This is a genomic window from Fibrobacter sp. UWB5 (genome assembly GCF_002210295.1).
GTDB lineage: Bacteria > Fibrobacterota > Fibrobacteria > Fibrobacterales > Fibrobacteraceae > Fibrobacter.
Map to the genome: position 1 here is coordinate 69,386 of NZ_MWQH01000005.1, position 26,077 is coordinate 95,462.

Annotated in this window: 23 protein-coding genes; 19 read left to right on the plus strand and 4 right to left on the minus strand. The window is 50.9% G+C overall.

Going from position 1 to position 26,077, the window contains the following annotated elements; translation table 11 throughout:
- Window positions 1–190 precede the first annotated feature (190 nt).
- From B7989_RS13870 to B7989_RS08655, 11 genes are all read left to right on the plus strand, one after another.
- A complete protein-coding gene (locus tag B7989_RS13870) occupies window positions 191–409 on the plus strand; it encodes a hypothetical protein (protein ID WP_144265004.1) in 219 nt (72 codons plus the stop codon).
- Window positions 410–438: 29 nt separating this feature from the next.
- On the plus strand, window positions 439–1,635 hold the full coding sequence (locus B7989_RS08610; protein WP_088628111.1) for a hypothetical protein: 1,197 nt from the start codon (window positions 439–441) through the stop codon (window positions 1,633–1,635).
- Window position 1,636: 1 nt separating this feature from the next.
- A complete protein-coding gene (locus tag B7989_RS08615) occupies window positions 1,637–2,170 on the plus strand; it encodes a hypothetical protein (protein ID WP_088628112.1) in 534 nt (177 codons plus the stop codon).
- Window positions 2,171–2,178: 8 nt separating this feature from the next.
- Window positions 2,179–3,084 (plus strand): hypothetical protein, encoded by a 906-nt coding sequence (locus tag B7989_RS08620; protein ID WP_088628113.1) that lies wholly within the window; start codon window positions 2,179–2,181, stop codon window positions 3,082–3,084.
- A gap of 21 nt (window positions 3,085–3,105) precedes the next feature.
- On the plus strand, window positions 3,106–3,741 hold the full coding sequence (locus B7989_RS08625; protein ID WP_088628114.1) for a hypothetical protein: 636 nt from the start codon (window positions 3,106–3,108) through the stop codon (window positions 3,739–3,741).
- Window positions 3,742–3,984: 243 nt separating this feature from the next.
- Window positions 3,985–6,360 (plus strand): RND family transporter, encoded by a 2,376-nt coding sequence (locus B7989_RS08630; RefSeq protein WP_088628115.1) that lies wholly within the window; start codon window positions 3,985–3,987, stop codon window positions 6,358–6,360.
- 9 nt (window positions 6,361–6,369) lie between these two features.
- Entirely contained in the window at window positions 6,370–7,152 is a 783-nt protein-coding gene (locus B7989_RS08635; protein WP_233144331.1) for an outer membrane lipoprotein-sorting protein, read from the plus strand.
- Window positions 7,153–7,154: 2 nt separating this feature from the next.
- Window positions 7,155–8,366, plus strand: coding sequence for a DUF1302 family protein (locus tag B7989_RS08640; protein ID WP_144265005.1), 1,212 nt, complete (start codon window positions 7,155–7,157; stop codon window positions 8,364–8,366).
- 9 nt (window positions 8,367–8,375) lie between these two features.
- Window positions 8,376–9,083 carry an energy transducer TonB gene (locus tag B7989_RS08645; RefSeq protein WP_233144332.1) on the plus strand — a complete coding sequence of 236 codons (708 nt, stop codon included), beginning with the start codon at window positions 8,376–8,378 and terminating at the stop codon, window positions 9,081–9,083.
- 39 nt (window positions 9,084–9,122) lie between these two features.
- Window positions 9,123–9,704, plus strand: a complete 582-nt coding sequence (locus B7989_RS08650; protein ID WP_072799342.1) for a MotA/TolQ/ExbB proton channel family protein — start codon at window positions 9,123–9,125, stop codon at window positions 9,702–9,704.
- A complete protein-coding gene (locus B7989_RS08655; RefSeq protein ID WP_088628117.1) occupies window positions 9,705–10,100 on the plus strand; it encodes a biopolymer transporter ExbD in 396 nt (131 codons plus the stop codon).
- 32 nt (window positions 10,101–10,132) lie between these two features.
- Here B7989_RS08655 and B7989_RS08660 read toward each other — a convergent pair whose 3' ends face one another.
- Both B7989_RS08660 and B7989_RS08665 read right to left on the minus strand, forming a co-directional pair.
- Complete coding sequence (locus B7989_RS08660; protein ID WP_088628118.1) at window positions 10,133–11,140, minus strand: nickel/cobalt transporter; 1,008 nt, start codon at window positions 11,138–11,140, stop codon at window positions 10,133–10,135.
- Between the two features lie 13 nt (window positions 11,141–11,153).
- On the minus strand, window positions 11,154–11,711 hold the full coding sequence (locus B7989_RS08665; protein ID WP_158212885.1) for a DUF1007 family protein: 558 nt from the start codon (window positions 11,709–11,711) through the stop codon (window positions 11,154–11,156).
- A gap of 166 nt (window positions 11,712–11,877) precedes the next feature.
- Between B7989_RS08665 and B7989_RS08670 the strand changes: the two genes are divergently transcribed.
- The 6 genes from B7989_RS08670 (at window position 11,878) to carB (ending at window position 21,895) form a co-directional block, all read left to right on the plus strand.
- A complete protein-coding gene (locus B7989_RS08670; protein WP_088628120.1) occupies window positions 11,878–13,131 on the plus strand; it encodes an FISUMP domain-containing protein in 1,254 nt (417 codons plus the stop codon).
- Between the two features lie 141 nt (window positions 13,132–13,272).
- Window positions 13,273–15,393, plus strand: a complete 2,121-nt coding sequence (locus B7989_RS08675) for a glutamine synthetase III (RefSeq protein ID WP_088628121.1) — start codon at window positions 13,273–13,275, stop codon at window positions 15,391–15,393.
- A 162-nt stretch (window positions 15,394–15,555) separates the two neighbouring features.
- A complete protein-coding gene (locus tag B7989_RS13875; protein ID WP_144265006.1) occupies window positions 15,556–15,777 on the plus strand; it encodes a hypothetical protein in 222 nt (73 codons plus the stop codon).
- Window positions 15,774–16,955, plus strand: a complete 1,182-nt coding sequence (gene carA, locus B7989_RS08680; protein ID WP_088628122.1) for a glutamine-hydrolyzing carbamoyl-phosphate synthase small subunit — start codon at window positions 15,774–15,776, stop codon at window positions 16,953–16,955. Before B7989_RS13875 ends, carA begins: the two co-directional genes overlap by 4 nt.
- Window positions 16,942–18,639: a CTP synthase gene (locus tag B7989_RS08685; protein WP_088628123.1), complete on the plus strand. Its 1,698-nt coding sequence runs from the start codon at window positions 16,942–16,944 to the stop codon at window positions 18,637–18,639. The genes carA and B7989_RS08685 overlap by 14 nt, the downstream gene beginning before the upstream one ends.
- The gene (gene carB / locus B7989_RS08690) at window positions 18,632–21,895 is read left to right on the plus strand and encodes a carbamoyl-phosphate synthase large subunit (RefSeq protein WP_088628124.1); all 3,264 of its coding nucleotides are present in this window, start codon (window positions 18,632–18,634) and stop codon (window positions 21,893–21,895) included. The genes B7989_RS08685 and carB overlap by 8 nt, the downstream gene beginning before the upstream one ends.
- A 107-nt stretch (window positions 21,896–22,002) precedes the next feature.
- Here the strand turns inward: carB and B7989_RS08695 are convergent, their stop codons facing one another.
- A complete protein-coding gene (locus B7989_RS08695; RefSeq protein ID WP_088628125.1) occupies window positions 22,003–23,496 on the minus strand; it encodes a glycoside hydrolase family 30 beta sandwich domain-containing protein in 1,494 nt (497 codons plus the stop codon).
- 147 nt (window positions 23,497–23,643) lie between these two features.
- Between B7989_RS08695 and B7989_RS08700 the strand changes: the two genes are divergently transcribed.
- Complete coding sequence (locus tag B7989_RS08700; RefSeq protein WP_088628126.1) at window positions 23,644–24,225, plus strand: flavodoxin family protein; 582 nt, start codon at window positions 23,644–23,646, stop codon at window positions 24,223–24,225.
- Between the two features lie 10 nt (window positions 24,226–24,235).
- Window positions 24,236–25,348: a cation diffusion facilitator family transporter gene (locus tag B7989_RS08705; protein ID WP_088628127.1), complete on the plus strand. Its 1,113-nt coding sequence runs from the start codon at window positions 24,236–24,238 to the stop codon at window positions 25,346–25,348.
- A 27-nt stretch (window positions 25,349–25,375) separates the two neighbouring features.
- Here the strand turns inward: B7989_RS08705 and bioD are convergent, their stop codons facing one another.
- On the minus strand, window positions 25,376–26,041 hold the full coding sequence (gene bioD, locus B7989_RS08710; RefSeq protein WP_088628128.1) for a dethiobiotin synthase: 666 nt from the start codon (window positions 26,039–26,041) through the stop codon (window positions 25,376–25,378).
- Window positions 26,042–26,077: the final 36 nt, after the last annotated feature.

Genomic DNA, 26,077 nt, shown 5'->3' on the forward strand with positions numbered 1-26,077 from the left:
GTCTTTGGTCATCTGACCATTGGGCAACAGCCCTTTTGGGGCGTGGGTCGCTCGCATTTATCGGTTATAGGCTTTGCAGAGCCTCGTTTGGATAAATGCAACGACTCGCACCTTTTTTGTATTCAGACAAAATTTGGCAGGATTCCTTGCAACAGGGGCAGACTTTTGAAATATTCAAGGGGAGGTTGCAATGGCAACATACTACTGTAAGAAGTGCGGACAATCTTATACGGATTTTACGTATATGACGCGGAATACTTACTGCCCTAAAGGCGGGCATTGTGAACCCTATGAAGGTCGTGAAACTGGGCCGTGGCATTGTAAAAAATGTGGACGTGCCTACACGGATTTTAAATACATGATCCAGAATACTTACTGCGAAAAAGGCGGCAAGTGCGAACCGTTTTAATCCAGAATTCCTAAACCGATGGAGATGACATGCTAGATTTAGAATATCGAAAAGATCCTGACCTTGATTTTCTTGAGTTTGTGCCTGGTTACGAACTTGCTGATTTGGTAAAAATATTAACCACGAATGGAGCGAATGAAAAATACTCCTTTCAAGAATTAGATAAAGATTTAAGATTCAAAAGTTCAAAAGACCCTCATTCCTGTTGGAATCTAATCGCTGCTGAATTGCAAACATTTGGAGGTGATACTAGGGCAAATCTTTTAAGGCGTATTTTTAAAAATGGATCGGGCATTACCTATGCAGAATTGTTAGACGACGCGCTGGAAATAATCGGATATAAATCTGATGCCAAAAATCTTAAAAAGAAAGAAGAGGATTTTTATAAAGGGTGTTTTACACTAATGTACGACAATCCTCCTGTTGATTTTCTTGGGAAAAATATTAAGATATTGGCAAATGATATCTGGAAAAATTGGAAACTGTTTTGGAAAAAATGTCCTGTTTCCATAAAAAATAAGGTTCCGCTGATTGGAGATAACATTATTTCTGGACCTAAATATCAGATAACGATTCCTTCAATATTATATGTTATAGGCCTTCGAAAAGAAAAAAATGAACTTGCAGATAAGTACAATATTTTATCCAATGTGTCGCTAGGCATTATAGGAATGCAACAGTCCGGAAAATCAACTTATCTTGAACTTTTGAGAAATGGCGAAGTTGAGGAACAAATGAAAAGAACATTTGGAGAAGTTCCATATGAAGCTTTCCAAGCAAAAGTTCTTGGAATAAATGTAGAAGGCGGTGTTGATATTGCCGGTGGCGATGCAAATGTTGTTCATTATTCCGAATATGTAATGAATAAAGAAAGGATCTTATTTTTCTTTAATGCAAAATCGTACCTAAAACCAGACGAATCTAATTTGGATTATGCGGAAAAATGCCAAGGCCGATTCCATTATGTATATGAGAAAATATATAAAGATGGAATTGCTCAAAAATCAATTAAATTCATAGGAAGTCATATTGATGAATTAGAAGAAACCGATAGAGTTCAAGCAAAAGATAAAATATATGATTCCTTAGTTTCTACAAACGCCGGATTTGCAAAAATGTTCTCGGAAAACCCAGACGCATTGTTTGTCACTGATTTGAAACATGCTCAATGGTCTGATAATTTTGAGGAATACATCAATTTAATGAAATTTAGCTTGGGGGTATAATATGAAAAATATACTTTGGGTCCAAACCAAAACAGAAACAGGTTCTGACGCCATCTTGAGAAATGGTGAAATAGGTAATCAAGCTGATTACGACAAAATGCGTCAGATAAAGAAAACCACTTCATGGGAGCAATTGACTCCAGAACCATACAATGTAAAGAAGTGTGAAGATATGTTTTTTATTCAAGGTTATCTTGAAGATGTAGATTACCTTAGCTCGAGATTACCATTTGAATTTTTATGCTATTGTACGTCCTTTCATGAATTGTTTGAGGATTTGAAAAAAGCTCTTGAAACATTAAACTATCGCTTAAATGAAAATGATGTAAATAGAACAATTGGCAGATTGAAGAATTCAAATGTTTCCATTAACGGAACATGTTTGAAAATAGATTTGCTTGTAGCATATTTAGAAAAGCTAATAAGTATTTGCAAAAAACTTGCTGAATTCTGTAAGAAACATCCTATTGTTTCATTAATTGTAGCGGCTTTGTTTGCTGTTGTTGTAAAGAAAATACTTCAAGGAGATAATTAGGAGCTATTATGGAAAATCCCAAAATCATTATACCACGTCCGGCTTACATTGCTGAAAGTTTCAAATGGATGTTGAATGATTTAAAGAAAGTCTATGAAAATGATGATGATAAAAAATCTTTATGTCAATCAGCCTTAGATGACGTGTCTAATGGCTGTATAAAAATTTGTTCCATCGAAAAACTAAAGAAAGATAATCTTGTCTTTATTGATCGCATAGGCAATGTTAATCCAAAGGAAAATGAAGTCTACATTCAAAATCCCTATTTAAGCACTCAATACATAAGTTCTGAGTATTTTCTTGAAAATGTTCAGAAGCAACGTTATAATCTTTACAAATTGCTTTTGCAGAAATTAGGTGCAAAACATGTTTATAAGAAAACAAATACAAATAATATTAACGAAAGTGATTTAAAAATTGACCTTAATGTGGGTAAAGAAAGCAAAGCGAAAGATAATGAAAAAGGATTTGCTGATAAAGACGAAAAAAGTATGAAATTATCTTTGGAAAAAGAACTTAAGGAGTTACTTGAAGAAAATTATTGGGAAGATTTTTCATTTGAAAATAATTCAAGTGAGGGCTTTTCTAAAGTTCACTGGAATAGAGCAAAGGAATTTGTTTCGAAAAACAATCTTCAAGATGATACAGAATTTAGCACTTTGTTAGAACAGAGAAATCCCGACAATCCATCTTTATTAAGGACATTTGAAACGCACTATAATAGTAAAAAGGATTGTACATCTGTATTGGACTTGAATTTTGAAATAGATATTGCAAAAACTGCTTTCGGTTTCAATCCTGCAACAAAAGTAATAAACAAGTTCTTAAAATTGTCTTTCGACATTGACTTTAAGCTAAAAAGAAAATTGCACAATATTATGGAGCAATCTATAGAACTGAAAGTTGAATTTTAGTTTCGACAGCAACTAATTGAAATGAATTTCTTTTCCAAAACTTTATTCGTTAATTTCTACCCATACATAGGTAAGGATTATGCAAATGCTCTGCACAAAATTCTTGTGCTAGGCGAATCGCATTACGGTCCGCAATCTAACAATGGCTACCACGAGTGGACTCGTGAGGTGGTCGAGAAGGATTTCCTGGGAAACTACGATAAGGGAGCGACACTCCCTAAATGGGCGCAGTGCCACCGCAATACGGCAAATGTTCTTGCTTCGATCCGTGATGTAAATCCGCACGAAGTTTACGATAAAATTGCCTTCTATAATTTCTTCCAAAAAAGCATTGGCGAAGGCGACCACGCGGATAAACGTTATTTAACGGCAGAATTAAAGGATTTGTCTGCCAAAGCCCTTGCCGAGGTTATGGAAATTCTGCGTCCTGATTTGATTGTCGGTTGGGGGTGGGATAATCTTGAATGGAAATATCTCCCGCAGGCTCGTGATCAAATTGAGATTAGCAAGAATTGTGCTGGAATAAACCTACATTTGTTCACATTGAACGGCTTCCCGCCCGTCCCCATTTGGTGTATGCACCATCCGTCTATGGGTATAAACATTGATGCCCATAGAGAATGTTTTTCTAAAATCAAGAAATACCTCAAATGGTGAATTTCTTGGTGTATTTGCGTTAGGGGGCGTCGCACTTTTGTGGCGAGACGCGTAGCGGCTCGATGAGCCGAAGGCGAACAGCACCCGACCCGGCAAGCCGGGGAACGCCCTCAAAAAAAACTCCAAATAGACAATAAACAATCCGAAAGGATTTAAAAACTGTTCGGTTTTGCGCAAAACCATTTGGAGTAGAATTTTTAGGCCCATATCCCTATTTTTGCACCGCAAAAAAAAGAGGATACAATGAGCCTACCAAAGATCAACATTGAAAAAATCAACGAGCGATTCGGCCGTTTTGGCGAATTTTTGCTCGCACACCGCGCCATTATGCTAGTGGCGTTTGTCGTTTTGCTCGCAGTTTCGGTCGTGGGCATGAAAAAAATCTACGTCGAGGCGTCGTGGGACAGCTACTTTATCGAGGGCGACCCGATGCTTGTCGAAACGGACAAGTTCAAGGAAACTTTCGGTAACGACTATTTCGTGGGCGTGCTGGTCGAAAGCGACCATTCCATCTTGACGCCGGACAACCTGAAGCTATTGCGCGAGCTTTCGAACGAACTGCGCGACAGCCTCTCGTATTCCGACGGCAAGGCGACTTCGATTGTCGATTTGGAATACATGCTCGGCACCGAAGAGGGCATGGAAATCACGCAGATTGTGCCCGAAGAAATCCCGACAGACGAAGCGGGCCTCGCAGAAATCGAGAAGCGCCTGGCCGACAAGCCGGAACTGGCGAAGAAGCTGATTTCGAGTGACCGCAAGCAGGCCTTCATCAACATCAAGCTGCGCCCCTTCCCCGAAGATGACCTGTGGAAAGCCGAAGGCGAAGCGAAGGGTGAAAAGGCGGAAGCCCCCGACATGAAAACGGGTCGCGAAACGGCAGCAATCATCGCGAAGGAAAAGTATGCACCGCTGAATCCGCGCGCTACGGGCATGCCTTACTTGAGCTTCGAGAAGATGACTTACATCGGTCAGGAAATGGGTCGCATTTTCATCATGACCATTCTCTGCGCCATCATCGTGATGTTCTTGGTGACACGTTCGCTGCGCGGAATCGTCTCGCCGTTGATTACGACTTTTGCGGGAGTCATCATGACTTTCGGCCTGGTGGGTTATCTCGGACTTTATATGGATGCAACCAACATCATGGTGCCCGTGATTTTGGCCTTCGCCGTTTCAATTGCATACAACATTCACATCAACTCATTCTTCCGCAAGAACATGATGCTTACGGGCAAACGCAAGGAATCGGTGCTTTACGCCATGCGTGAAACGGGCTGGTCGGTGCTTTTCTCGGGCCTTACCACGATTGTCGCGTTGCTCAGTTTCCTTTCGGTGATGCTCAAGCCGATTCGCTCCGTGGGCATTCTCTCGTCGATTGCGATTGCATTCATTCTTCTCGTGGCGCTGACGGTTTCGCCGATTCTCCTGAGTTTCGGCAAAGACAAGAAGCCGAACGCGAAGGTGCTTGAACGCGGTGACACGCGCATGGGAGTCATTCTCGATTCTATCGGAAAATTCGTTCTCGGGCACGGCAAGCCGATTGCGATTGTATTCGCCATCGTAACTGCAATTTCTGCTTTCGGGCTCACCAAGATAGAACCCGCCTTTGACGTAGAACGCACCATGGGCCGCAAGGTCGAATACGTGAACAAGATGCTCTACGTGGCAGAATCCGAAATCGGAAGCTTCTATTCGTACGACCTGGTGATTGACTTTGGTACAAACGACAAGGCCAAGGAAGTCGAGAATCTGAAAAAGCTCGAACAGTTGCAGGATCATGCCGGCAAGTACCCGCTCACCAAGCGTTCCACCTCCATTCTTGACATCGTCAAGGATTTGGACCGCACGCTGAACGAGAACCGTCAGGATAAATACGCCATTCCCGAAACGGAAGAAGAAGTCGCTCAGCTGCTTTTGCTCTACGAAAACGCGGGCGGCAGCGAAGCAAGCTACTGGATGGATTACGATTACAGGAAGCTCCGCCTGATGATTGAAATTTCGAGCTACAACTCCAACGAACTCCAGAAGGAAATCGAGGACTTGCAGAATTTCGCACGCAAGCTTTACCCGGACGCAAAGGTGACTGCCGTAGGAAACCTGCCGCAGTTCACCGCCATGCAGCAGTACCTGGAAGTGGGCCAGATGACGTCGTTCCTGATTTCTGTAGTCATCGTGGCTGTCCTTTTGATGATCGTTTTCGGCAGCATTCGCACGGGCCTTATCGGCATGATTCCGAACATTGCGCCGGGCATTTTCGTGGGCGGCTACCTTGGACTCACGGACATTCCGCTTGACATGATGACGGCGACGCTCATCCCGATGATTATCGGCCTTTCCGTCGACGACACGATTCACTTCATCAACCACGGGCATGTGGAATTTGACCGCACCCACGATTACCGCGAATCGATTCTCAACGTATTCCGCACGGCAGGCCCGGCACTCGTGATGACGACGATTATCATGGTGGCGACATTTGCGGGCTTTACCACCTCGGCCGCAACGCAGATGTTCAACTTCGGCTTCGTGGTGTTCGTGGGCCTTGTCTCGGCACTGCTCGCCGACCTGTTTGTGACACCGCTTTTAATCAAGAAATTCAAGATTTTTGGAAAATAGGAGAAATTTATGAATATGAAATTCGCAAAAAAAGCCGCGACAATTATTGTCGCCTTGAGCGCCATGGTGAGCGCAGAAACTTTGACCGGCCGCGACATCGTGCAAAAAGTGCATGACCGCCCCGATGGCGACACACGCAGTTCCGAACTCTCAATGACTCTCATCAACAAGAGCGGAGCCAAGCGCGAACGCAAGATTACCTCGTTTGCAATGGACGTGGGTAAGGACACCAAGCAGATCATGTTCTTCCGCTACCCCAACGACGTGAAGGGCACAGGATTCCTGACTGTCGATTATGACGACATCAACAAGGATGACGACAAGTGGCTTTACCTGCCCGCCATGAAAAAGACGCGCCGCATTAGCGGAAAGAGTTCCAAGACGGATTACTTCATGGGCTCCGACTTCACTTACGACGATGTGGGCCTGCGCAACATCGACGAAGACACGCATACATTTGTGCGCGAAGAAAAGGTCGATGGCGTGGACTGCTGGGTCGTTGAATCCGTGCCGAAAAAAGGCGACGAAATCTTCTCGAAGAAAATCTCCTGGATTCGCAAGGACTGCCTGATTGCAGCGAAAGTGGAATACTACGACAAGCTCGGCAAACTGCACCGCTCGCTGAAAGTTGAAAACGTGGTTCAGGTAGACGGTTTCTGGTCTATCGCCAAGATGAGCATGGAAAACGTGCAGACCAACCACAAGACACTCCTTGAATTCGGCGACATCAAGTTCAACATTCCGCTTGACGCAAAGACATTCACCGTCCCGCGCCTGGAAAGAGGACTCTAGCAATGTCTAAATTCTGGTGGTTAGCGATCGGAATGGCGGCAGCGACCGCCTTCGCCCAAGAATCTCCATTCCAGTTTAACGGGTTCGTGGATACGTATCACGCCCTGCAAACGCAGCATCCGCACGATTTTACCACGTCGCGGACGCGCCTGCGCGCAGAACTCCGCGTGGATTACGAGAACGCCTACTTGTTCACCAGCCTGAATGGCGTGCACAACAGCATTCTCGAAGACCGCACCGGAGTGCAGTTGCAAGAGGCGTATTTCAACTACCAGAATGACTTTCTTGAAATTCGTGCGGGCCGCCAGATTGTGGTATGGGGCGTTGCCGACGGGCTTCGCGTTACCGACTTGATTTCGCCTGTAGATTACACCGAATTCATGTCGAGCGATTACGACGACATGCGCATGGCTGTCGACGGTTTTCGCATCAAGTACCCCGGCGAACGCGTGAATGCCGAAATCGTTTACGTGCCCGTGCCGCGATACTTCCAGATGCCCATGCAAGAAGAAAACCCCTGGCGTCCTGAATTGCCCGAAAAAGCGAGCATCGATTTCCCGGAAGGTCCCGATGCCAAATTCAAGAACGGCGACTTCGGAACGCGAGTCTCGTTCTTCCTCTCAAATCTAGATTTCTCTGTCTCGGCGCTCCATACGCATAACCAGTCGCCTGTCTCCGTCGCGGGTTACGACCCCGTCAAGGATTCCATTGTCATCCACGGCATTCACGAAACCATGACCATGATCGGTGGCGACCTCTCTATGCCTATCGGCGAATTCGTGCTGCGTGCAGAAATCGCAGAATACTTCGGTGAAGCGCTCGGTTACGCAAGCAATCTCGATTACGCCCGCAAGAATACCTTCAATGCGCTTGGTGGAATCGACTGGTACGCCGGCGACAACTGGACTTTCATGGTGCAGTATTTGCACAAGTACATCGCCGACTATTCGCATAACTTGGCCGCCGAAAAGAATTCCTCCGAAATGACCTTCCGTATTTCAAAGGAACTGCTGAACAACACGCTCAAGCTTTCGCTCTACGGCATGTTCGACATTGACAACCTTGCCTATTACGCGCGCGTTTCGGGCGATTACTCAGTTACTGACCAAGTGATGCTCTCGCTCGGTTATGACCACTTTGGCGGCAAGCGCGGGCAACTCGCAGGCTACGACAAGAATCGCGAACTTTGGGCGAAAGCGAAGTATTACTTCTAATAAGACCTAATGAATTTTGAATTTGAATCAAACTCCCGCAATCCCTATTCCGCATTCATGATGCGGCGTGTATTTTGCTTTGGCATTGTTATCGCCGTTTTGCTGCACGCAGGCTTTTACGCTTGGGGATTCCTGAAGCGGACGCAGGTGGTTACCACCCGCGAAGACGCCGAGGTGATTCATGTGGAGCAATTACTGCTCCAACCGCCTCCACCCCCGCCCGAAGTCAAGAAAATCGTGAAGAAGGTGGTTCGCGCCAAGATTATCCCGAACATCGTGCAAGATACCGTGCCGGAACCTGAACCGGAGCCAGAGCCGGAACCGATCGTGGTGACAGACGCGGAACCCGTTGTCGAAGCGCCCGCCGAGCCTGTGGCACCGCCCCCGCCGCCACCTCCACCGAAACCTTCGAAGGATTCGCTGATGAAGGTGACGAAAGCCTACCTTATCGGGCTTTCCAAGGCGTTTGAAAAGCAGAAGGACTACCCCGCAACGGCCCGCCGCTTAAAGCAAGAAGGCACCGTGCGCGTGCAATTCACCGTTGCAAAGGACGGAAGCATCAGCGGAGCAACCGTTTCGAAACCGTGTCCGTATTCTTCGCTGAATGAAAGTGCGCTTGCCGCCGTGCAGGCCGTGCCCAAATTTGATCCAATTCCAGCTGTACTTGGCAAGGACTCCTGGAAAATGGAAATTCCAATCAAGTATAACCTTCACTAACAAAGGAGATTCCGGCTCGGAGGCCGGAATGACATAAACATGAACTACATCTTAGATTTTATTCAACAGGGCGGCGTTATCGCCTACGTACTCGTGGCGATGAATTTCGTCGGTTATTCCATCATCGTATGGAAAATCATTTCGCTGATTCTCTTTAACAGGAGCATCCGCAAGCGCCTTCCGTCTAAAATTCTGCACCGCGTGGTGAGCCACAACACCGATCACCACATCATTATGGAAAGCATCCGCACCGAAATCGCACTCGCTTTCTCGCCGTTACAGAAGGGCATGACCACGATTGAAAACATCGCCAGCATTTCTCCGCTGCTGGGCCTTTTGGGAACCGTGTTCGGCATCTTCAACGCCTTCAGCGTCATCGCCGTTTCGGGCCTTTCTGATGCAGGCGCATTCGCCACAGGCATCAAACTCGCCCTTATTACGACGGTGATTGGTCTTGTAGTCGCCATTCCGCACGTCATCGCCTTCAACTACCTGAATGCCAGCATGGAATCGGAACAGGACAACGTTGAAAACGATGTACTTTTGCAGCTGGGCCGCATTCTCAAGGAAAAGGACCACATTCGTTCTCAGAGCGCCGATTCCGCAAACGAGGATGCATAAATGGCCAAGCGCACCCGCCGAATCCGCCCCGACATGACGCCGCTCATCGACTGCGTCTTCTTGCTGCTGGTGTTCTTTCTGGTGACATCGGTATTCAAGCAAGACGAATCGGTGCTCAAGCTGATTCTGCCGGAAACACAGACCGAAACCAAGCGCGACACGCCCGAAGGCCTGTACATTGAGCTTTCCGAGACAGAACTCGCCTTTAACGGCCAACGTGGCACTCCCGACGAACTCCGCGAAAAAGCCGCTGCGGTGCAGAATAAGAAATCCCCTGTCGCCATCAAGATCGACAAGGGAACAACTTACGAGCGCATCGCCGTCATCCTTGATATTTTACAGGTGCAAAAACTGTACAATATCCAGCTGATTAACGAGATGGAAAGCGCGGAATAAAACCACTTGCGGCATTCTTCTGCCGCAGGGTTTTATACGCGGCCCGCGAACTGGTTCGTAAACAGCAACAGTCCCGAAATAAAGATAATGACACCGCCTGCGAGAGTCGCGACGGTGTATATTTTTGTCGCAATACGGGTGTGGGCACTCCCCTTGTCGATTCCCTTGCGGAATGCCACGGCCGCAATCCCGAAGGCCACATTCGTAATCGTCATGCCGATGCAAATGACAAGCGCACCCAGGAGCGAAAGCGCCACCATCGAATTCAGCAGGCAGAAAAGCACAATCAACGCCACAGCCGGACAAGGCACAATTCCCGTAACGGCGGCAACACCCAAGATTTCACGCCAGCGGGCAATCGGCGGCAATTTAGACTCCGCAACAGCCCCCTCCGCAGACTCCATCCGAGCACAACATCCGCAGCCCTTGTGCGACTTGAACACATCACGAATCGCTAGCACCACCAGCAACACACCCGTCAGCATAATCAGCGCATAGCTTGCCCGCTCGATTCCAATGCGCCCCGTCTCAAACGCCGAAAATACCGTCGCCTTGAAAATCGCATACAGAATCAGCAGCAAGAGAACAGCACTCATCGTGTGCGTCACCGTAATGCCTGCGCCAAGCGCAACGCCCTGCCGCCAGCGACCACGACGCGCAATAAAATATCCGACCACAATCGACTTTCCATGTCCGGGGCCAAGCGCATGCAACATGCCGTACACAAGGCAAATCGCAAGGAACTTCCAGATGGCATTCCAATCGCCGCTTTTCATCGCCGAAATCGTCGCCGTCAACTTTTCACGAAGAACCTTCTGCTCCTCCGCAATCACCGTATAAAGCGACCGCGATTTTTCTACCGGTTTTTCAGGCACTACAGCAGATTCCGCAGCAACCTCCGGCGCAACCGATTTGACAGTCACCTCCGTCGCAGCCGGCGCATCCGAAGCGCCTCCCACATCAAAACGCTTTTTCTTGACCGCCGCCGAAGCCGCCACCGCTATCAAAAGAACCAGCAAAAACACAATGGACTTTTTCATAAAACACCAACCATCACTTCTTATACCTTAAAAAAAGACCTTCCGTATCGCTTCTGAAAGCACGGAATAACGTGAGCCCGCGAACCTCGTCAGGGAAAAACTCTACATCCAGCCCATCAGGAGCATCGACATCCGCATTTTCCATATCGGTCGTCATCTGGATATAATTCGTCTGATCACTGACCACAATCACAAGCATCGTGTAATCTGATGTTGCCGGAATAGAATAAGCTACCTTAAAATCAAGCACCAGTTTCCCATTTTTCATAGCCGCCGAAAACCCTTCGATTTTCTGTGCCGGAGCAAACTTACTTTCAACCGTCACATAGTTAAAATAGCCGCTTTGCTTCAAAGGGTCAAGCACGAGTTTTTTTATTTCGTTGGCCTCTTTCCCCGTGATTTTACCATCACCGTCGGCATCAGCAGAGGCAACCATCGCCGCACTGTACACCTCGTCAAAGGTCCAACGATTCTGGACCCCCGTAAAGGCATCTTGACTGAACAAGGCCTTAATAGATACGTCGGCAAATACGTGCGGGTGCGCCTCGGCCATGACAACAAAGCCGACCAATAGCATTAAAATATACGACAATCGCATCCGCAAGAATTTTCCTCGATTTCACCCTAAATATAAAAGAAAAATTTACCATTTTTTGTTCATTTTTCGTAAAAAATCCATATATATATAGAACTAGTTGTTTTTATATTTTCCGCTCGTCTTTAGTTTGGGCCCTCGCATGATTCGTTTTTTTGTTGCCGTTCTTGTCGCTGCTTCGTTATCGCACGCAATCACCTCTATCCCGATTAACGGAATCAAGGCTTCAGCAACACTACCCGACATTGGCCAGACGACGTACAGACCCGAAAATATGGTCATGAAAAAACATGTGCACCCGTTTTTTCAAGTTTGGGGAGCCAAGTACAAAAACAAGCCCATAACCCTGGAATTCCTGGTAGAAGCCCAGCGACTTGACCTTATCACCATTTATAACGGTTTTTTGCGGGATTCTTCGGCTTACACGAATTACAGCCTAGCAAAGACCATCAAGATTTACCAGAACACCACCGACAACCTGATCAAGGTGCATACGCTCGCCAAGCCCAATTGGCGCGGGCACAAAGACCCCCTTGCCGACGTGATCGTGTTCGATAAACCGCTCAAGAACGTATTCAAGATTATCATTGAAATCGAGGACATTTACCCGGGCAAGCTCTACCAGGATGTATGCATCGCCTTGATCAAATTCTGGGGATTCACCCGCCTGCCGCACAAGCCCAACTTTGCGCAGCTGACCGACGTGCGCGACGGACAGACCTACAGAACCATCAGCGTGGGCGACCACATTTGGATGGCCCAGGATTTGCGCTACAAGACAAGCGGTAGCCGCCCATTTACCGATGCAAACAGGCCCAATGTAAAGATCCCGACGGATGCAGGCCTGGAATACCCCACCGCCGACATCGAATACAATATTTGCCCAGAAGGCTGGCGTCTCCCGACCCAGACAGAATTTACAAATCTGCTGACAGACCTTTCGCCTACGGCCTCTTACGACGACCTTTTTTCGACCGCCTACCGCAAGCCGCGCTATTCCATTCACCAAATTGGAAAACTGAGCGGTTCGCAGTCGTACTCTACCGACGCCGAAGTCTTTTTCTACCCCACGAACGCCTATGGCATGAACTTTTCGACGCTCACCCGCCGCTATTACGATAGCGAGTGCACCGAAGAAACCGGCGAGACTTACGCTTTTGGCTCTTACTGGACCGTAGATTCCAAGGAAATCCCGCTTTGGCCCGACGAAAACGGCAATGTAGAAGTCAAGCAACTCAGGCATTACCGCTTTGGCGGCACCGACTACTGCGAAGCGATGCTCTGCCACGAAGACTATCATTTTGTCCGCTGCATCAAGGACGACGGTTACACGCCGCCGACCTATACAAATTCAGAAAGCCCCGACACAGGCTTTACAGATTCCGTAAATGAATAAGCGAATTTTCAATTTTTGAAAAAGATTGAATTTTTGTAAAAACAAGAAATTTGGCGATTCTGCAAAGAATTCGCCATTTTTTGATTTTGGCACGCGTTTTGCTTTTATGGCACCGAAAACAAAACATAATAGGAGATTGCCATGAGCAACGAATACAGATTAAAAGCTATCAAGGAAATCGCCAGCGAAAACGCCGGCGCAAACCTCCCCGCAGCACCCGCAAACATCGACTTCTACGGCGAAGACGTTTTCAACGCCGAGGCCATGCGCGCATATCTTCCCAAGGACATTTGCAAGAAGCTCTTCGCCACCATCGACGGCGGCGCACCGCTTGACCCGAGCATCGCTGGCGAAGTTGCCCACGCCATGAAAAAGTGGGCAATCGACCGCGGCGCTACCCACTTTACTCACTGGTTCCAGCCCCTTACCGGTTCCACCGCCGAAAAACACGACTCCTTCCTCGAACCCGAAGATGGCAAGGCAATCCTCGCCTTCAGCGGCAAGAACCTGATCGTCGGTGAACCGGACGCCTCTTCTTTCCCGAGCGGCGGCCTCCGCTCTACGTTTGAAGCCCGCGGCTACACCGCCTGGGACCCGACCTCTCCGGCATTCATCAAGCGCCACGGCAACGGCGCAACGCTCTGCATCCCGACCGCTTTCTGTAGCTACACTGGCGAAGCATTGGACAAGAAGACTCCGCTTCTCCGTTCTATTCAGGCCCTCCAGAAGTCCGCCGACCGCCTCATGGGTCTCTTCGGCGTTGCCCAGCAGAAGGTCACAGTCACTCTCGGTGCCGAACAGGAATACTTCCTGATCGACAAGCGTTTCTACCTGCAGCGTCCGGACCTGTACCAGGCCGGTCGCACCCTGTTTGGCGCCGCTCCGGCAAAGCACCAGCAGATGGAAGACCACTACTTCGGTAGCATTCCGGCACGCATCATCAACTTCATGAACGATGTGGAAAAGGAACTCTGGAAGCTCGGCATTCCGGCCAAGACCCGCCACAACGAAGTCGCTCCGGCCCAGTTCGAACTTGCCCCGATGTTCGAGGAAGTGAACCTCGCCTGCGACCACAACATGCAGATTATGGAAGTGCTCCGCCAGGTTGCGGACCGCCATGGTCTCGTCTGCCTGCTGCACGAAAAGCCGTTTGCCGGCATCAACGGTTCCGGTAAGCACAACAACTGGTCCGTGAACTACGGCAAGACCAACCTTTTGAACCCGGGCAAGGACCCGCACCAGAACGCCATCTTCCTCACCACGCTCTGCGCTGTGATCTACGCTGTCGACACCCACGCCGACTTGCTCCGTATGGCTGTCGCTAGCGCCGGTAACGACCACCGTCTCGGTGCCAACGAAGCTCCTCCGGCAATCATCTCCATGTACCTCGGCGACCAGCTCGCCGACGTCATCGACCAGCTCGAAAAGGGCGATCCGAAGTCCAGCAAGCAGGCCGGCGCCCTCAAGCTCGGTTCTGACACGCTCCCGCCGCTCCCGCGCGACGCTACCGACCGTAACCGTACATCGCCCTTCGCCTTCACCGGCAACAAGTTCGAATTCCGCGCTCCGGGTTCCAGCCAGAGCTGCTCCGAACCGAACGTCATCCTCAACACGATCGTGGCCGAAGCCTTCGACCTCATCGCCGACAAGATGCAGAGCGTTCCGGCCGACAAGTTCCACGAAGAACTGCAGAACCTGTTGCAGAAGATCGTGAAGGAACACAAGCGCGTTATCTTCAACGGCAACGGCTATACCGACGAATGGGTCGAAGAAGCTGCCAAGCGCGGCCTCCCGAACATCCGCACCACCATGGAAGCCCTCCAGGCCCTCGCCAAGAAGGAAAACGTGGCCCTGTTCGAAAAGTACGGCGTGTTCAACAAGCGCGAACTCGACTCCCGTTACGAAGTCAACATGGAAGATTACCACAAGAAGATCCACATCGAAGGCAAGATTGCATTCGATATCGCAAAGAACGTGGTGCTCCCGCAGGTGCTCTGTGCATACTCTAACGCATTGAAGACCAACGAGTTAGCTAAGGGTCAGGGCTTCTACGCTGTGGACGGTTACGCTCGCGAACTCGGCGACAAGCTCAAAGAACTTGAAGCCGCAGTCGCCCAGATGGAAACTGCCCTCGGCGAAAAGCACGAAGTCATCCTCGACGCTATGGCCAACCTCCGCATTATCGTGGACAAGATCGAAAGCATCGTGCCCGACGAAAAGTGGCCGCTGCCGAAGTATCGCGAAATGCTGTTTATTTACTAATTGTACTCCAAAACCTCATAATAATCCGAACCTCAAAAATGCAATTCGTCGGCCCCGCGCCGGCGGATTGCTTTTAAAAAAGTTTAACCCCTCGTGACTCAAAAAAATTATTCAAAAACACTCTTCCACCCTTGGGTCAAGATTTACTATATTTTGAGCCCGATGAAAATATCGGAATCCATCGAGGCACACATGAGTACCGCCGTTGCAGGAATCTCGCAACGCAACCAGGTGACTCTCTCTGGATTTCACAAAATTTCTTTTTTTCACATTTTTTATCGTCTTTATCGTTTGGCAAAAGCATTTGGCTTTTGCCTTTATTTTTATGCAGGAACAACGGCAAAGACGCCTTCAAGTTTTAACTACACAACGAGTACATTATGAATACTGATAGATTCAACTGGAAAGCGAAACGCGAAAAGAAGGCGTTTCTGGCACTGGCAGACGGAACCGTTTTCAGGGGCTACGCCTTTGGCGCTGCTACCGACACCGTCGGCGAAGCCGTGTTCAACACCGGTATGGCCGGTTACAAGCAGATCTTGACTGACCCCTCTTACGCGGGCCAGTTCGTGGTGTTCACCACCGCCGAAGTCGGCGCCTACGCTGCAAACCATGAAAAGTCCGAATCGCGCGACGTGTTCCTGAACGGCATCGTCGTGAACTCGTTGGACGAAGTTTCCAAGGAACTGAACGAAGAAAGCCTGCACGACTACATGCTCAAGCACAACAAGCCGGGCATTGCAGGCGTCGACACCCGCGCCCTCACGATCCACCTGCGCAACAACGGTGCCCAGAAGGCCTACCTGCACGTAGACGGCACCGACATGAGCGAAGAAGAAGCAATCCAGAAGGCTCAGGAATGGGTCGGTCTGGACGGCCAGGACTACGCTAGCAAGGTCTCTGACCCGAACGGCTACGTGCTCAGCACTGAAGGTGACTTGCAGGTGGTCGCACTCGATTTCGGTATCAAGACGAACATCCTGAGAAACCTGGTGAACCAGGGCATGAAGGTCACGGTACTCCCGATTACCGCTACCTACGAACAGATCATGGCAAAGAACCCCGACGGCGTGTTCCTCTCCAACGGCCCTGCCGACCCGAACAGCCTTCCGCAGGTGGTCGATGTCGTCAAGAAACTCTTGGGCAAGATTCCTCTGATGGGCATTTGCCTGGGCAACCAGTTGCTCGGCCTCGCTTTTGGCGCAAATGTCTCTAAGCTCAAGTTCGGCCACCACGGTTGCAATCATCCGGTCAAGAACGTAAAGACTGGCGCCGTCGAAATCACGAGCCAGAACCACAACTACGCTATCGATGCTATTACGCTCCCCGAAGAAGTCGAAGTCACTCACATCAACCTGAACGACAACACGGTCGAAGGCATCCGCCACACGACGCTGCCGGCATTCAGCGTGCAGTACCACCCGGAATCCGCTCCGGGCCCGAACGATTCTCTCTACCTGTTTAGTGAATTCAGACAAATGATCGAAGAATTCAAAGCAAAACAAGTCAGCACCCCCAAGCCCGCTGAAGTCCCCAAAGAGGTAAAAAATGTCCTCCTCTAAAGCTGCCGCAAAAAAACAGACCAAGTACATTTTCATTACCGGCGGCGTGGTAAGTTCGCTCGGCAAAGGAATCACCTCCGCTTCGCTCGCTCTCCTCCTCAAGAGCCGCGGCTACAAGGTGTTCATGCAAAAGCTCGACCCGTACCTGAACGTGGACCCGGGTACCATGAGCCCTTACCAGCACGGCGAAGTTTTCGTGACCGACGACGGCTACGAAACCGACCTTGATTTGGGCCACTACGAACGTTTCGCAGGCGTGCAGTGCTCCAAGGCTTCCAGCTACACTTCGGGCCGCATCTATTCTTCTGTGCTTGCCAAGGAACGCGCCGGTAAATACCTGGGCGGTACCGTGCAGGTCATCCCGCACATCACCAACGAAATCAAGGATGCCTTCCGTTCTGCAGCCGAAAGCGGCGCCGACATCGTGCTCTGCGAAATCGGCGGTGTCGCAGGCGACATCGAATCGCTTCCGTTCCTCGAAGCCGCAAGGCAGTTCCGTTTTGAAGTCGGCGTCGAAAACACCTGCTTTATCCACCTGGTTTTGGTGCCTTACCTGAAGGCCGCAGGCGAACTCAAGACAAAGCCTTCGCAGCACTCGGTTGCCGAACTCCGCAACATCGGTATCTTCCCGGACATTCTCGTGTGCCGTACCGAAATGACGATCCCGCAAGATCACTTGGACAAGCTCGCGCTCTTCTGCAACGTGAAGCCCGAATGCGTCATTGAAGAAAAGGACGTGAAGGACTCCGTTTACGCCGTGCCTCGCGAACTTTCCAAGCAGGAACTCGACCTCCGCGTGCTTGAACAGCTCCATCTGAGCGTGCACCCGATTATCCACTCCGAATGGGACAAACTCGTCAAGAAGGCTACCCAGCCCAAGTACGAATGCACCATCGCGCTGGTGGGCAAGTACATCGCCATCCGCGACGCCTACAAGTCCGTGCACGAAGCCTTGCAGCACGCCGGCATGGAACACAATGCCAAGGTGAAGGTGGAATGCATCGAAGCCGAAGAACTTGAAAAGAATCCGAACCTCATCAAGAATGCCGACGGCATCTTGATTCCGGGAGGTTTCGGTAGCCGCGGCGTGAACGGCAAGTGTGTTGCCATCAAGTATGCCCGCGAGCACAAAATTCCGCTGCTCGGCATTTGCCTTGGCATGCAGTGCTGCGTGATTGAATTTGCGCGCAACGTACTCGGCTGGAAGGACGCCAACTCCACGGAATTCGACGAAAAGACAGCCCACCCGGTCATTGACTTGATGGACGAACAGAAGAACGTCACCGAAAAGGGCGGCACCATGCGCCTCGGCGCTTACCCGTGCAAGCTCATGAAGGATTCCAACGCCGCAAAGCTTTACAAGAGCGAAAAGATTAGCGAACGCCATCGTCACCGCTACGAATTCAACTACAATAGCGAATTCCGCAAGGAACTCGAAAAGGCCGGTCTGAAAATCGCCGGCACATCGCCCGACGGCAAGCTCGTAGAAATGGTGGAAATCAAGAACCACCCCTACTTTGAAGCCTGCCAGTTCCATCCGGAATTCAAGAGCCGTCCTACGGCACCGCACCCGCTGTTCAGCGGACTTGTAAAAGCCGCTCTTGCACAGAAAAATGGCAAAACAAAAACCGCGACCGCAAAAGCCGCGCAGAAGAATTTGAATGGAGGCAAAAAGAATGCCTAAGCGTACAGACATCAAGAAGATTATGCTCATTGGTTCTGGCCCGATCGTGATTGGCCAGGGCTGCGAATTCGACTACTCCGGCGTGCAGGCCTGTAAGGTGTTGCGCCGCGAAGGTTACGAAGTGGTGCTCGTGAACTCCAACCCGGCCACTATCATGACCGACCCCGAAATGGCCGACCGCACCTACATCGAGCCACTGAGCGTCGATATTCTGCACGAAATCATCCGTCGCGAACGTCCGGACGCCTTGCTCCCCACACTCGGTGGCCAGACCGCTTTGAACCTCGCCATGGAACTCAATGAACGCGGCATTTTGGACCGCTACCAGGTGGAACTTATCGGTGCAAAGGCCGAATCCATCCAGCGCGCCGAAGACCGCCACCTGTTCAAGGAAGCCATGCTCAAGATTGGCCTGGACCTCCCACGTTCCGGTTCCGCACACTCCATGAGCGAAGCAACCGCTATCGCTAACACCATCGGCAGCTGGCCGCTGATTATCCGTCCGGGCTTTACGCTGGGCGGCACGGGCGGCGGTATCGCCCACAACCCTGAAGAATTCGAAACCATCGTGAACCGCGGTTTGGACGCATCGCTCAACAACGAAGTGCTTATCGAAGAATCGCTGCTTGGCTGGAAAGAATTCGAAATGGAAGTCATGCGCGATAAGAAGGGCAACGCCGTTATCGTCTGCTCCATCGAAAACCTCGACCCCATGGGCGTGCACACCGGCGACTCCATCACGGTTGCTCCGATCCAGAGCCTCGATGACCGCGCCTACCAGGCCATGCGTGACGACTCCCTGAAGGTCATGGAAGCTATCGGCGTGGAAACCGGCGGATCCAACGTTCAGTGGGCTATCGAACCCAAGACTGGTCGCCGCATCATCATCGAAATGAACCCCCGCGTATCCCGTTCTTCTGCACTTGCTTCTAAGGCAACGGGCTTCCCCATCGCAAAGATTGCAGCCCTCCTTGCCGTGGGCTACACGCTCGACGAACTCCGCAACGACATTACGCAAACGACCCCGAGTTGCTTTGAACCGGCACTCGACTACGTTGTCGTGAAAGTCCCGCGCTTCACCTTCGAAAAATTCCCGAAGGCCGATTCTACACTCGGCACCCAGATGAAGTCTGTGGGCGAAGCAATGGCTATCGGCTCCAACTTCAAGCAGGCCATGCAGAAGGCCCTGCGCTCGCTCGAAACAGGTTACGGTGGATTCGGTTCTTGCGCCAAGTGCGAAAAGTTCAAGGAATACGACGACGAAACGCTCACCAAGGAAGTCGCCCGTCCGAGCGCCGAACGCATCTTCGTGCTGTACGAAGCCTTCCGTCGCGGCTGGAGCATTGAAAAACTTTACGAGCTCACCAAGATTGACCGCTACTTTTTGCGTCACTTGGAAGAACTCGCCTACTTCGAAGACGAAATCAAGGCCGCCAAGTCTCTCGCCGGCCTCGCCAAGAATATTCCGCTGTTCCGCCAGGCCAAGGAATTCGGCTTTAGCGATATCCAGATTGCCTACATGTTCCACAAACGCCCCGAAGACGTCATGGAAGTGCGTAAGCAGATTGGCCTCAAGCCGAGCTACTACTCCGTAGACACTTGCGCCGGCGAATTCGAAGCCATTACGCCGTATTATTACAGCTGCTGGGCCGAAAATTCCGAACCGGTCCGCACGATTATCGGCAACCGCGGCAAAAAGCGCATCATGGTGCTCGGCGGCGGCCCGAACCGAATCGGTCAGGGTATCGAATTTGACTACTGCTGCTGCCACGCCGCCTTTACGCTGCGTCGCGAAGGCTACGAAGTCATCATGGTGAACTCGAACCCCGAAACGGTTTCCACCGACTACGATACCTCCGACAAGCTCTACTTTGAACCGCTCACGCTCGAAGACGTGATGGGCATTTACGAACGCGAAAACTGCGCGGGCGTGATTGTGCAATTCGGTGGCCAGACTCCGCTGAACCTCGCCATGCGTCTCAAGAAGGCCGGCGCAAACGTCGTAGGTACAAGTCCCGAAGACATTGACCTCGCCGAAGACCGCGACTTCTTCAAGCAGCTGGTCGACAAGGTCGGTATCAAACAGGCCGCATCTGGCATCGCCCACAACGTGGAAGAAGCCTTGGCTATTGTCGACCGCATTGGCTACCCCGTGCTTGTGCGCCCGAGCTTCGTTCTCGGCGGCCGCGGCATGGTGATTGTCTATAAGGAAAAATACCTCCGCAAGTTCGTAGAAGAAGCTGCCGCCATTGGTGAAGGCAAGCCGATTCTCATCGACCGCTTCTTGGAAGACGCCACCGAACTCGACGTGGACTGCATCAGCGACGGTAAGCACACCGTGGTGGGCGCCATCATGGAACACGTGGAACCCGCAGGCATCCACTCCGGCGACTCCGCAAGCGTGATTCCGCCCATGACGCTTTCCAAGGAAATCCAGGACAAGGTTCGTCAATACGCGAAGGACTTTGCAAGGGAACTCCACGTGGTCGGCCTCATGAACATGCAGCTCGCCGTGAAGGATGGCGAACTCTACATGATCGAAGTGAACCCGCGCGCATCCCGCACCGTTCCGTTCGTGTCCAAGTCCATCGGCGTTCCGCTCGCAAGTTACGCAAGCCGCTGCATGCTCGGCGAATCCCTCGAACAAATCGGCTTTACCGAAGAAGTCCGCGTGCCTTACGTGAGCGTCAAGGAAGCCGTGTTCCCGTTCGTCAAGTTCCCGGGCGTGGATATCACGCTTTCTCCGGAAATGAAGTCCACCGGCGAAGTCATGAGCCTCGATCGCGACCGCGGCCTTGCCTACCTCAAGAGCCAGCTCGCTGCAGGCAACAAGGTGCCGAGCGAAGGCAACATTTTCGTCTCGCTCAAGGACGAAGACAAGCAGAAGGCCGTTCCGCTCATCAAGCGCCTCGTAGACATGGGCTACCAGATTTACGCCACCCGCGGCACCTCGACGATGCTTTACAACGAAGGCATCAAGACCCGCGCCGTGTTCCGCATCTCCCGTGGCCGCCCGAACCTGCTGGACCTCATTCACGACAAGGAAGTCCAGTGGATCGTGAACACCACCGAGAACGGCGCCGAAGCCATGGTCGATGAAATCCAGATGCGCTCCAAGGCTGTGGTCTCTGGCATCCCCATCACCACGACGATTGCCGCCCTCACCTCTACCGTGGAAGGCCTCATGGACAAGCACGACTTCGGCCGCTTCGAAGTCTGCAGCCTCCAAGAGTACCATAGGCACGTGAAGAAGTAAGCGACATGTCATCCCGCCCACCGAGCCGGAATCTCCTATAAACTTTAAACGCAGACTCAATCGAGCCTGCGTTTTTTACTTTAACTAACCCTATATCTTGAATTGGGCTATTTCAAAACCATGTATTGCGTTTTGGCATTGCCACGTTTGATCATGTACACGCCGCGGCTTAGGCCTGCGCTTGTCATGGCGTTGCGGAGTTCACCGATATGTCCGGCCTGGAATTCGCCAACAAACGCTCCAAGCGGGCTAAACACCTTATATGTGCTTTGGAGGCTTTTGGGGGCAGAAAATCCGAAGGCGATAGCCTCTGTAGAATCTGCGGGCGGTTCCACCTTTGGTTCCTGCCACAGAATGAATTCGACTGTCGTTGCACTGCGGGCCGGAACGCTGTAACTGCACTTTGTATCGTCAACCTGAACTTCGTCACCTTCCTTGAGGTTATTGTTGTCGTCGGTGACGTAGGGCTTGAAGCTTCCAATTTTTGTGTTTCCGAAGTCAAAGTCCGCCTTGAATTCCTCATTCTTGGAATTGAGAATGACGACTGCAATTTTCGTCTTGAGGGAGTCGCGGTAGGCAGTGACCTTTACATCTCTTTCGGGATTCTTGGTGGCGTCGATTCTCATGGAGCCGGGTCGCGCGAAACGGCTGAAGTTCCCCATGACCCAGAGTCGCTTGGTAGGCTCCACATTGTCGGGGTTGCCTTGTCCTTGCGGCCAGAGGGCTCCGTTGCCGCAGCTGGCTTCGCTGCAGGAATAAATCCACCAGAAATGCCAGGCGTTCATGTTCGCAATAGTCAGGGCGTCATGGATTACACCTGCAACGCGGAGAGCACTTCCCATGCCCACGTCTTCCTTGTTACTTCCAAGATCATAGACTTCGGTTTCCCAGAATTCCTTGCCGGCTTCGTGAATTTCGGGGTAAGCGGCCGGGTCTCCGCCGTATTCGTGCGTCCCAAAAATGTCCGTGTATTTCAAGGCGGCAGGGTTGTTGAAGAAAGCTTTTTTGTAATTGGGGAATCCATACCAGTTGATAGCTTCGGTGCCAATAATTTTGATGCCCGTGGTATCGAGGGTGGGGCCAAGGTAGTCGCCGACCCAACGTGCCAATTCATCGGGTTCGTAGTGGTTGTCTCCGGTGCCGTCGGGCTCGTTTTGCGACGAAATTGCATATAGATTAACGCCAGCCTTCCGCATATCTTGCGTAAACTTCAAGATGGTGTTGGCCCAGTCCTGAGCGTGATTGAAATCCAAATGCTTTTTGTCACCGTCGTAATTTACGGTGTATTTGGATGTCCATGGGGCAGCCCAAACTTTGACGCCGTATTCACTCGCCTTTTTGGCGATACTTGTTTCGGAGGTGGTGCCGTCCGGAGCGATGCGGATGCGGTGCAGCGTAAGCCCTGCGCCACTGGTAGAGTCCCAAAGGAAGGCGGCATTCTTGTCGGTGATGGAACCGGCCCATGCCGAGGCGGCCCCAAAGCCACTGATGCGCTGGTATTCTTTGTCCATGTCAACGTTTATCGTAGCAGCACTGGCAAGAGTGCCCCAAAATGCGATGGACCCCGCAAAAAGAGAAAATCCCTTTATTGAAACCGTCATAAAACCTCCCAATTGAACTTTACTTACTATAAAATATGTTGAAAAATTCACTTTATTTACGGCTAAAATCGAATTAGCTTTGATAAAATGACAATAGAATGTTGTATCTTTCAACAGGTATAAAAATCAAGCTCACCGGAGTTTATCATGAAAGTCGTCTTGTTCAACGGCAGCCGTCGCGAAAAGGGCTGCACCTACACAGCACTGAACATTGTCGCGGACGAACTCAACGCCGCAGGCATCGAAACCGAAATCTTCTTTGTCGGGGGCCGCGTGCTCAAGGGTGAAACGGAAGCCGTCGTCCACGAAGCCAAGGAAATCTTGAAGTCCGCCGACGCAGTCGTTTACGGTTCGCCGGTCTACTACGCCTCCCCCAGCGGCGAAATGCTGATGTTCCTCGACAGGCTCTACGGCCTCGCCGAAGCGGAACTGCTTTTCAAGCCCGCCGCCACGCTTGCTTCGGCTCGCCGCGCAGGCACCAGCGCCACCCTCGACGCACTGAACAAGTACCCCACCTACGCGCAGCAGCCCTTGGTGACCTCGCGCTACTGGAACATGGTCCACGGCTCCAGTCCCGAAGACGTACTCAAGGACGAAGAAGGCGTGCAGATCATGCGCGAACTCGGCCGCAACATGGCTTGGCTCCTCAAGAGCATCGAAGCGGGCAAGCAGGCGGGCATTGCGCAGCCTGTTGCCGAAAAGAAAATTTATACGAACTTCATCCGCTAAGAGTCTTCACATGAACGAAACGGAAAACCGTCAAAAGGTCATTGTCCGAACAAGCATCATCGGCATTGCGGCAAACATCGTGCTGTCCGCATTCAAGGCATTCGTCGGCTTTGCAACCAACTCCATCGCTGTGACGCTCGATGCAGTGAACAACCTTTCTGACGCTTTGTCCTCGGTCATTACGATTGTGGGCGCAAAACTTTCGAACAAGTTGCCCGACAAAAAACACCCGCTCGGTTACGGTCGAATCGAATACTTGAGCGCAATGGTAGTTGCGGCAATCGTGCTTTACGCCGGCGGTACCTCGGCGGTGGAATCGGTCAAGAAGATTATCCACCCCGAAGCAGCGGACTACTCCACGGCTTCGTTGGTGATTATCGCCTCGGCAGTAGTGGTAAAACTCGTGCTCGGCAAATTCGTGAAACGCCAAGGCGAACGCGTAAACTCAGGCGCACTCGTGGCATCGGGTGCAGACGCCCTGTTCGACGCCATTCTCTCCCTTTCGGTGCTGGCTTCGGCCATCGTCTTCATTCTCACAGGCATTTCGCTTGAAGCCTACGTAGGCCTCGTGATTTCAGGATTCATCATCAAGTCGGGCATCGGCATGCTGATCGAAACCCTGGACGACATTCTGGGCAAGCGCGCCGATGGCGACCTGGTCAAGAAAATCAAGGCGCTACTCACCGAAGAACCGCAAGTCCGCGGCGCTTACGACGTCATTCTCAACAATTACGGTCCAGACAAGTTTCTCGGTTCCGTGCACTTGGAACTCCCCGACACCATGACCGTCGAAGAAGTCGACGTACTGACCCGCAGGGTACAGGCACGCGTACTCAAGGAAACTGGCGTGATTCTCACGGGCGTAGGTGTGTATTCACACAACACCAAGAATGACGAAGCTTCCAAAATTCGCAGCAACGTGTTGAAGTTGGTAAAGGAGCACCCTTGGGCATTGCAACTCCACGGCTTTTATGTGAACCTTGAAGATCGCATCATGCGTTTTGATGTGGTCATGAATTTCGAGATCAAGCCGCAAGAAGGCCTGGACATTCTGCACAAGGAAATCGGCGAAGCCTACCCCGACTACGATTTACATATCGCCGCCGATATTGACGCATCGTAGCGACCACCGCGAGGTTCCTTTAATTTTTTAAAACGGCTTGACACCTAGATCGGTGTCGCCGTTTTTTACTTTTGCAAGGATTTCAAGCCCCGTCAAATCCTGCATCATACGGATGTTATCGTCTTCCATTTCGAGGTTACCGCTAGAGCCGTAGCGATTCACGATGAGGCCGCGAACATCGAGGCCACAGCTGCGGGCGTATTCTACGGTGAGCACGCAAGCGTTAATGGAGCCGAGAGCCGCTGTCGTAACAATAACCAGCGGAAGGTCCAACATTTTCATGATATCGACGAGGAATACTTTCTGGTCATCGTAGCGGATGGGGCAAATGATTCCGCCGCTGCCTTCGGCGAAAATGAATTCGTGGCGATTGCGGGCCGCATCAAAATCATCTTTGACTTTCGCGAGTTCTACTGGGTTGCCTTCTTTGCGGGCAGCGAGATGTGGCGAGACAGCTTCTTTATAGACATAGCTCACGAGCTGCTCTTGCGAATCAGGGAGGTTTGCGATGCGCGTCACGTAATCAGCGTCACCTGCGACCCATTTGCCATCGCGGAGTTCTGCGCCGCTGAGGGCGGCCTTGTAGTAGCCCGCATCAATGCCGGAATCGCGCCATTTTTTTACGAGAAGGGCGGTAATGAAGGTCTTGCCGACATCGGTTCCGGTCGCTGTAACGAAATAACCTTTGGACATAAAAAGTAAACAGTGGTTAGTGATTAGTGGTTAGGA